The 8545-nt window shown below is 75.0% G+C and carries 7 protein-coding genes and 2 pseudogenes; 3 read left to right on the forward strand and 6 right to left on the reverse strand.

Annotation, left to right across the window (positions count from 1 at the left end):
- Nucleotides 1-106, forward strand: a pseudogene (locus tag G5C65_RS25525) (IS5/IS1182 family transposase); the annotation flags it as partial.
- A 117-nt stretch (nt 107-223) separates the two neighbouring features.
- Nucleotides 224-1363 carry a M24 family metallopeptidase gene (locus G5C65_RS25530; RefSeq protein WP_165301281.1) on the forward strand — a complete coding sequence of 380 codons (1140 nt, stop codon included), beginning with the start codon at nt 224-226 and terminating at the stop codon, nt 1361-1363.
- Between the two features lie 66 nt (nt 1364-1429).
- Here the strand turns inward: G5C65_RS25530 and G5C65_RS25535 are convergent, their stop codons facing one another.
- The 4 genes from G5C65_RS25535 to G5C65_RS25550 form a co-directional block, all read right to left on the reverse strand.
- Entirely contained in the window at nt 1430-1831 is a 402-nt protein-coding gene (locus tag G5C65_RS25535) for a hypothetical protein (RefSeq protein WP_165301282.1), read from the reverse strand.
- A gap of 92 nt (nt 1832-1923) precedes the next feature.
- Nucleotides 1924-2349 carry a DUF6197 family protein gene (locus G5C65_RS25540; protein WP_165301283.1) on the reverse strand — a complete coding sequence of 142 codons (426 nt, stop codon included), beginning with the start codon at nt 2347-2349 and terminating at the stop codon, nt 1924-1926.
- 33 nt (nt 2350-2382) lie between these two features.
- Entirely contained in the window at nt 2383-2721 is a 339-nt protein-coding gene (locus G5C65_RS25545) for a DUF3140 domain-containing protein (RefSeq protein WP_165301284.1), read from the reverse strand.
- Nucleotides 2722-2732: 11 nt separating this feature from the next.
- Nucleotides 2733-4028: an alcohol dehydrogenase catalytic domain-containing protein gene (locus G5C65_RS25550; protein ID WP_165301285.1), complete on the reverse strand. Its 1296-nt coding sequence runs from the start codon at nt 4026-4028 to the stop codon at nt 2733-2735.
- Between the two features lie 237 nt (nt 4029-4265).
- On the opposite strand from G5C65_RS25550, the gene G5C65_RS25555 reads away from it, so the two are divergent.
- A complete protein-coding gene (locus G5C65_RS25555; protein WP_165301286.1) occupies nt 4266-6368 on the forward strand; it encodes a catalase in 2103 nt (700 codons plus the stop codon).
- Between the two features lie 46 nt (nt 6369-6414).
- Here G5C65_RS25555 and G5C65_RS25560 read toward each other — a convergent pair whose 3' ends face one another.
- Both G5C65_RS25560 and G5C65_RS39570 read right to left on the reverse strand, forming a co-directional pair.
- The gene (locus G5C65_RS25560) at nt 6415-7569 is read right to left on the reverse strand and encodes an aromatic acid exporter family protein (protein ID WP_165301287.1); all 1155 of its coding nucleotides are present in this window, start codon (nt 7567-7569) and stop codon (nt 6415-6417) included.
- A 196-nt stretch (nt 7570-7765) separates the two neighbouring features.
- Nucleotides 7766-8410 (reverse strand): annotated as a pseudogene (locus tag G5C65_RS39570) (baeRF2 domain-containing protein); the annotation flags it as partial.
- Nucleotides 8411-8545 lie beyond the last annotated feature (135 nt).

Genomic DNA, 8545 nt, shown 5'->3' on the forward strand with positions numbered 1-8545 from the left:
CTTCAACCGCCTCAAGCAGTGGCGCGGCATCGCGACCCGCTACGACAAGACCGCCGAGTCCTACCAGGGAGCCGTCGCCCTCGCCTCGCTCCTGATGTGGACGTGACATTTGAAGACAACTCCTAGGGCCGGGCCCGGGCGACCCGTACCCCGCGATGCGACAGCGAGGGCGGGCCGCGAGGGGGATCGGCCGGTGCGGGCCGCGGACGCTACCGTGGCGTCCATGTCCGAGCACTCCGAACCTTCTTCCGCCCTCGCCGACGAGGTCGCCCTGCGCCTCGCGCGCGCCCGCGAGGCGACCGCAGCGGCGGGGATCGACGCGCTGCTGGTCTCCCCGGGCGCGGACCTGCGGTATCTGACCGCCTATCACGCGCTCCCGCTGGAGCGGCTCACCTGCCTCGTGGTGCCGGCCGGCGCGGATCCCTTCCTCGTCGTGCCGGCGCTGGAGGAGCCCGCCGCGCGGGCCTCGGCGGCCGGCGGGCTGGACCTTGAGATCACCGGCTGGGACGAGACCGACGACCCCTACGCCCTCGTCGCGGGCCGGCTGCCCGCGCGCACCGGCCGCGTCGCCGTCGACAACCACATGTGGGCCGAGAAGCTCCTCGCCTTCCGCACAGCGCTGCCCGGCGTCGAGCAGGTCCTCGCCTCGGACGTGCTGCGCGAGCTGCGGATGCGCAAGTCGCCCGCCGAGGTCGAGGCGCTGCGCCGGGCCGGGGCGGCGATCGACCGCGTCCACCGGCGCATGGGCGAGTGGCTGCGGCCGGGCCGCACCGAGCGCGAGGTCGGCCGCGACATCGCGGACGCCATCGTGGAGGCGGGGCACGCCACCGTCGACTTCGTCATCGTCGGCTCGGGGCCGAACAGCGCGAGCCCGCACCACGAGCTGAGCGAGCGGGTCGTACGCGCCGGGGACCCCGTCGTCGTCGACATCGGCGGCACCACGCCCGACGGCTACTGCTCGGACTCCACCCGCACCTACAGCGTGGGCGAGCCGCCCGGGGAGTTCCGCGAGCTGTACGCGGTCCTGGAGCGCGCCCAGGCGGCCCAGACCGACGCCGTGCGCCCCGGCGTCACCGCGTCGCGCCTGGACGCCGTGGGCCGGGACGCCATCGCCGGCGCGGGCTACGGCGCGCACTTCATCCACCGCACCGGGCACGGCATCGGCCTGTCCTCCCACGAGGAGCCGTACATCGTCGCGGGCAGCGAGCTGCCGCTCGAACCGGGGATGGCCTTCTCGATCGAGCCCGGCATCTATCTGCCCGACCGCTTCGGCGCCCGGATCGAGGACATCGTCGTGGTCACCGACCAGGGCGGCGAGCGCCTCAACCTGACCGCCCGCGAGCTGACGGTGCTGCCGGGCTGACGGTGCTGCCGGGCTGACGGTGCTGCCGGGCTGACGCGGGGCGCCGCCGGGACGGCAGCGCCGGTCCTACGGCACGGCGCCGTCGGGCGGAGCCCCGCGCGGGCCCGGGGCCCGGCGGCTGGCGTCCCGGGCGGGGGGCGCGCCGCGGGCGAGCGGCGACACACCGGCGCGGAGCACGTCGCCCGACTCGAACCGCCGCTCCAGCGGCAGCCGGAGCTGGAGGGTGTGCTCCGGCGCCGACCCGCCCGACGCCCACGCCGGGTGGGCCGACAGGTCGCTCATCTTCTCCCTGTTGGCCTTGAAGGAGCGCAGCGCGAGGAGCTCAGCCCGCTGTTCCGCGCACGCGGCGCGCTGCTCGGCCAGACGGCGCTCGGCCTCGCTCGCGCGCGCCGCGCACTCCTCCGCACGCCGGGCGAGGGCCCGGAACTCCTCCAACTGCCGCTGCTGCTCCACCAGCCGCCTGCGCATGGCGTCCACCGTGCGCGGCGCTTCCGGGCGGCGCGGCGGCCGGCTCCCGGCCCCGCGCCTGCGGTGCCGTCCGCGGCTGCGCGTCCACGGCCTCACTCCGCGGCTCCGCGGAGCCGGTGCGCGGCGCCCCGGAGGGCGGCCGTGACGTCGTCCGCGGTGCGCGCCTCCTCGTCGTTCCACGCCTCGACGCTGTCGACCCGGCCGTTCTCCCGCTGCCGCAGATGGCGCAGCAGGGCGCGCTGCGCGGCGTACGCGAGGACGATCTGCCGGTGGTCCGACTCGGCGCCGATGGTGGGCCTGCCGTAGACGGCGATGCCGAGGGAGCCGACGGCGCAGACCCGGCACGCCTCACGTCGGGTCCCCTCGTCCGCCTGCGCTTCGTCGTAGAGGTATCCCTTGTGGTAGCCGTTGGTCTCGATCACGCCGGCGGCGCGTTCGAGGGCGTCCGCGACGGCGTCGTCCTCCGGGTCGGCCGACAGCGTGTCGACGGCGACCCCGGCCTCGTTGTCCTGTGGCATCTGCTGCTCCCGGTCCTTCCCGCGTCATGCTGATCACGCTGTCTTCAGCGGGTCGTGGCCCAGCGTCATCATCCGGTGCCGCCAGGCCGTTCCGCCGGGCTCGGACGCGTCCGTCCTGCGCTCTGCGGCGACCGTGTCCACGACCCGGGCCATCACCCGGACGTCCTCGTCGGTCAGGTCCGTGCGCCGCTTCTGCAGGATGGCCAGGACGTGCCGTCCGGCCTCCGGGCCCGCGTGCTCCGGCACCTCCTCGCTGGTCTCCTGCGCGGCGCTCGTCCGCAGCCAGGCGTCCAGCTCCCGGGAGGTCATGTTCACGGCCCGGTGGAACTCGGCCCACAGCGCGTCGAGTTCGTATGAATTCCGGTCTGCCACCGGGTGCCTCCTCAGAGCTGCTGGACGCCGCTGCCCGCGGTCGTACCGGCGCCGGTGCCGGCCCCCGCGCCCTCGCCGGGGCTGACCGCGCCCGCGGGGCTGACCGTCAGGGCGACCTTGGACCACCGGTGTTCGCGGCGGTCGAACGACTCGTACGCGCTGACCGCGTCCTCGATCGGGGACCAGCGGGTGACCAGCGGCGAGGGGTCCAGGGCGCCGGAGGACACCAGGGAGACCAGGCGGGGGATGTAGCGCCGGTGGTTGCAGTTGCCCAGCTGCAGGGTGAGGTTCTTCTGCATCGCCTCACCGACCGGGAAGGCGTCGGCGTGCGGCGGGTAGACGCCGACGACCCCGACGGAGCCCGCCTTGGCGGCCATCGACACCGCCCAGCGCGCCGCCAGGCTGGGCGCGTCGCCGGGCAGCCAGGCGCCGTCGTCCGCCGGCCTCTGCACGGCGATCCGGTCGCGTTCCTCGGCGAACCGGGCCGCCCACGCCCCGGTGCGCGCCGCTGCGGGCCCGTGGGCCGGGAGTTCGGCGTCCACGCCGACCGCCTCGATCACGCGGTCGGCGCCGATGCCGCCGGTGAGGTCCACGACGGCCCTGACCGGGTCCTCGGCGTTGAAGTCGACCGTCTCCGCGTGCTGGGACCGCGCCAGCTCCAGCCGGTCGCCCGCCCCGTCCACGACGATGATCCGGCCCGCCCCCTGCAGCCGCGCCGCGGCGACGGCGCTCTGGCCGACCGGCCCGGCGCCCAGGACAGCCACCGTGTCGCCGCTGGAGACCTCGGCGAGCCGGGCGCCGAACCAGGCGGTGGGGAAGACGTCGGAGAGCAGGACGGCCTGCGCGTCGTCCACCGTGTCGGGCAGCGGCACGAGCCCGACGTGTGCGTACGGCACCCGCGCGTACTCGGCCTGCAGCCCGTCGAGGCCGCCGGCGGACTCCGGTCCGCCGAAGAACGTCGAGCCCGCCCGCCGGCCGTGCGGATGGGCGTGGTCGCACTGGGCGTAGTACCCGGCCCGGCAGTAGCAGCACACCCCGCAGGCGACCGTGGAGGGGATCACCACCCGGTCTCCCGCCCGGAAGTTGCGCACCTGCGGCCCGGTCTCCTCGATGATCCCGACGGCCTCGTGCCCGAGGATGCGGCCCTCCGCCATGTCCGGCACGCTCCCGCGCACGAAGTGCAGGTCGGTGCCGCAGATGGCGGACGTGGTGATGCGCACGACGGCGTCGTACGGGTCCTGGATCCTGGGTTCCGGCACGTCGTCCAGGCGGATGTCTCCCACTCCGTGCCACGTCACGGCCTTCATGCTGCCTCCTCGGCGCTGTCCGTCGGATGCGGTGCGTGCGGTGTTCCGGGCCGCCGCGGTACCCGTCCGCCGGACCCGGAAACCTCTCCGGTCCGGCCCGGCCGGCGCCCGACGGCGCGGGTTTGAGCGGCCGGTCCGCGGCAACCCGCCCGCCTCGGGTCTGCCGGCCCCGGGTCGGCCGGCCCGGAACGCCTACCAGCACAGAAGCCTGCCCACGGCAGAGGAAGGACGCGGGCCATGCCCGAGGACAGCAAGCAGCGGCAGCGCGCGGCGCACCTGGCGGACGATCCGGCCGGAGGGCCGCTGACCACGGACCAGGGGGTGGTGGTCGACCACACCGACGACGCCCTGGCGGCGGGGGAGCGCGGCCCCACACTGATGGAGGACTTCCACTTCCGCGAGAAGCTCACCCGCTTCGACCACGAGCGGATCCCCGAACGGGTGGTGCACGCGCGGGGCGCCGGCGCGTACGGCTACTTCGAGCCCTACGAGTCCTGCGCGTCCTTCACCCGCGCGGCGTTCCTCCAGGCCCCGACCGTGCGCACGCCGGTCTTCGTACGCTTCTCCACGGTGCAGGGGCCGCGCGGCTCGGCGGACACGGTGCGCGACGTGCGCGGGTTCGCCGCCAAGTTCTACACCTCCGAGGGCAACTTCGACCTGGTCGGCAACAACATGCCGGTCTTCTTCATCCAGGACGGCATCAAGTTCCCGGACTTCGTGCACGCGCTGAAGCCCGAGCCGCACAACGAGATCCCCACCGGGGCCTCCGCGCACGACACTCTGTGGGACTTCGTCTCGCTGCAGCCCGAGACCCTGCACATGATGATGTGGCTGATGTCGGACCGGGCGATCCCGCGCAGCTACCGCATGATGCAGGGCTTCGGGGTGCACACGTTCCGGTTCGTGGACGACCGGGGCGGGGGCACCTTCGTCAAGTTCCACTGGAAGCCGCTGCTCGGTGTGCACTCCCTGGTGTGGGACGAGGCGCAGGAGCTGCAGGGCCGCGACCCGGACTTCAACCGGCGGGACCTGTGGCAGGCGATCGAGTCCGGCGCGTACCCCGAGTACGAGCTCGGGGTGCAGCTCATCGACGAGCGGGACGAGTTCGCCTTCGACGTCGACCTGCTGGACCCCACGAAGATCGTCCCCGAGGAGCGGGTGCCGGTACGGCCCATCGGCCGCCTCGTCCTGGACCGCAACCCGGACGAGTTCTTCGCCGAGACCGAGCAGGCGGCCTTCCATGTGGCGAACCTCGTGCCCGGTATCGACGTCACCAACGACCCGCTGCTCCAGGCCCGGCTCTTCTCCTATCTGGACACCCAGCTCATCCGGCTGGGCGGCCCCAACTTCGGCAGGCTCCCGGTCAACCGCCCCGTCGCCCCGGTCCGGACCAACCAGCGCGACGGCTACCACCAGCCGGACATCCACACGGGCACCGCCTACAGCCCCAACTCGCTCGGCGGCGGCTGCCCCGCGATCGCGGGCCCCGGGGACACCGCGGCCTTCACACACCGCGCCGAGCGGGTGGAGGGCGCGAAGATCCGCCGCCGCAGCCCCAGCTTCCAGGACCACTACACCCAGGCGTCCCTGTTCTGGCACAGCATGAGCGACTGGGAGCGGCGGCACATCGTCGACGCCTTCCGCTTCGAGCTCGGGAAGGTCGGCGCCATGAGCGTGCGCGAGCGCACCGTGGAGGAGCTGAACCACGTCGACCACGGGCTGGCCGCCGCGGTGGCCGAGGGCATCGGCGTCGTCGCCCCGGAGATCGGAGCGGACCGCAGGCCCGACGTCCTCTCCCCGGCGCTGAGCCTGGAGTCCCTGCGCGGTCCCGGCTCCGTGCGCACCCGCCAGATCGCCGTCCTGGTGACCGACGGCGTCGACACCCGCCAGGTCAGGGACGTACACGAGGCGCTCGCCGCGGAGGGGGCCGTGGCCGAGTCGCTGGCCCCGCACGACGGCCAGGTCGACGGCGACGACGGCCAAGGGCATCCGGTGGACCGCGCGCTGCCCACCGTCTCCTCGGTGCAGTACGACGCGGTCGTCCTGCCCGGCGGGCCCGCCAACGCGCTGGAGTGGGCGGCGGACGACGCGGCGATCCGCTTCGTCCGGGACGCCTACCGCCACGGCAAGGCCATCGGCGCGCTGGGTTCGGGGGTGGGCGCGCTGGCCACCCTGGAGCCGCACGGCCTGGGCACCGCCGTCGAGGGCGGCGGTACGGTCAGCGACCGCGGTGTGGTGACGGACACCGCGACCGGCCGGGCGAGCGGGGAGTTCACCTCCGCCTTCCTCGCGGCGGTCGCCGCGCACCGCCACTGGGACCGCCCCCGGCTGCTGCGCTGACCCGGTCGCGGCACCGGGCCCGGTCCGGTCCCCGGGCCCCGCGCCGTCATCCGGGCGCGGCACCGTCGGCGAGCAGCCGGGCGGTGATCCGGCGGGCGTCCATCAGCAGCGAGCCGAACACGGCGAGGGCCTCGGGGTCGCCCGAGGTCCACCTCGGCAGCTCGGAGCTCAGCTCGTCGTGTGTGCGCTCCACCCGCCGCATGCGCCGGTGCAGCTCCTCGCGCGCGGCGGAGGCGTCCCCGCCGGTGAGCACCCTGCGGTACGCCCCGAGCGCGCCGCGCACCTGGCCGAGGAACTCCGCGTACGGGCCGGTCACCCCGGGGTCCGGCCAGGGGCTGGTGTCGTCCTCGTCGACCGCCTCCAGGAACGTGCGCGTCAAGTCCGAGACATGGGCGGTGACCTGCTCCAGGGTGTACAGCGTGGCATCGTAGGCGGGCGCCAGCCGCGCCACCTCGGCCCGCTTGCGGTGCCTCAGGTGCAGCAGGCGGCTCTCGCGGCTCCACTCGATGGCCGAGCGCGCGCTCCGCACCAGGTGCGACAGCCTCTGGGCGCGCTCGTACCAGGCGAGAGCCCGCTGGTAGTCCAGCGGTTCGTCCAGCCCGTCCGTGACATCGCCGAGGATCTCCTCCACCTCCCGCAGCACGGCCTGCACCGCCTCCCGCGTGCTGCGCAGGTAGACCGGCGGCAGGACGACCGCGTTGACGGCGATGCCGATCACCGCGCCGAGCAGGGCCAGCGCCACCCGCACGCCCGCGTCCCGCACCGACACCGCTCCCGAGGCCAGGGTGAACAGGGCCGCCGTCGTGCCGTAGACGCCCTGGGCACCGAACCGCGGCCAGTTGCTCAGCAGCAGGGTGACCGGCAGCACCAGCGCTATCGCCCCCTCCGTGTGGCCCAGCGACAGCGCCGCCGCCGTGGCCAGCACGGTGCCCAGCGCGATCGCGACGCTCTGCCGCATCCCGTGGGCGAGCGACTGGTAGACGGTGGACTGCACCAGCACCACCGCCACCCACGGCGCCATCAGCGCCAGCGCCGCGTCCACCCACAGCCGCGCCACCACCCAGGCGATCAGGGCGGCGAGGGCGGCCTTGAGCGACTGGACCAGCAGGTCCCGCTCCTGGGACGGCCCCCGGCACGCCCGCAGCACCGCCCGCGCGACCGTCTCCGCCTCCGCGCGGACCGCGCCCGCGACCGACCGCACACGCCTCACCCTCCTTCCCCGCGCCGGCAGGCGCGCGCGCCCGGACTGCTTTGCGCAACCGGTTCCGGGCACCGGCGGATCTTGCTGGGTCGGGACCGCCCCTTGCTGCTCGCCGCAGGGCGCGGGTGGGACGGGGGTCCCCTGTTCGAAGAGCGCGGGGGGCGCGGCCGGCGAGCGCGCGCTGAACCGCGCGGCGTCAGGTCGCGGGCCGCAGCCCCCCGCCGGGCAGCCCGTCCTCGTACGGCCAGCGCAGCAGCGCGCCGAGCCCGCCGACCGGCACGTCACGCGGGTCGCCGGAGGGCCCGGCGGCCGCCGCCGGGAGGGGTGCCACCTCGGCCCCGGACGCGAGCGCCGAGCGCAGCAGCGCGTCGGCGGCCTCCGCCGCTGTGGGCTGCGCCTCGCCCAGATACCGCACCTCGGTGCGCCGTACCGCGAGCTGGTCGGGCTCCGGGCCCACCCACACCTCGCGCCGCACATCGGCTCCCCGGGTGCGCACCAGCAGAGTGTCGATGCGGTGCTCCCGGGCGGCCTCCACGAGCAGCGGCAGGCTGTCCACGGCGTCGATCCGGCCCCCTGCGGGAGCTCGCCCGGCGCGGAAGCGCTCGACCGCCTCCTCCGCCCGCACCCGGGCGCTGCGGTCCAGCGCCGCGCCGATCTCGCCGTCGAGCCGGGCGCTCTCCGAGCCCGGGGCGCGCCCGCCGCTGTCCGTCTCGACGGCGCGGGCGCTCAGCCAGTCCGGCAGCCGGTCGTGCACCGAACGGCGGGTGCGGGGCTCCCCGACGAGCAGCAGGATCCCGGCGCGCACCCGTCCGGCCCGCTCCGCGACGGTCTCCGCGATGCGGGCGGCGTTCTCCTAATTCGTGAGTAGGCGGTTCCAGGGCAGCCCCGTGAAGGGCTGCTGGACTGACTGATGTGGATGGGTTTCGCGGTGGCCGCGTGGGCGCCGGATGGACTCCTGTGTTCTCCCGGCCCGCTG

The sequence above is a fragment of the Streptomyces boncukensis genome, from assembly GCF_011045075.1.
In the GTDB taxonomy this organism is placed as follows: domain Bacteria; phylum Actinomycetota; class Actinomycetes; order Streptomycetales; family Streptomycetaceae; genus Streptomyces; species Streptomyces boncukensis.

Bases quoted from the DNA above. Each gene is read 5' to 3' on its own strand.
- G5C65_RS25530 (WP_165301281.1), top strand. From the start codon at position 224: ATGTCCGAGCACTCCGAACCTTCTTCCGCCCTCGCCGACGAGGTCGCC.
- G5C65_RS25535 (WP_165301282.1), bottom strand. From the start codon at position 1,831: ATGCGCAGGCGGCTGGTGGAGCAGCAGCGGCAGTTGGAGGAGTTCCGG.
- G5C65_RS25540 (WP_165301283.1), bottom strand. From the start codon at position 2,349: ATGCCACAGGACAACGAGGCCGGGGTCGCCGTCGACACGCTGTCGGCC.
- G5C65_RS25550 (WP_165301285.1), bottom strand. From the start codon at position 4,028: ATGAAGGCCGTGACGTGGCACGGAGTGGGAGACATCCGCCTGGACGAC.
- G5C65_RS25555 (WP_165301286.1), top strand. From the start codon at position 4,266: ATGCCCGAGGACAGCAAGCAGCGGCAGCGCGCGGCGCACCTGGCGGAC.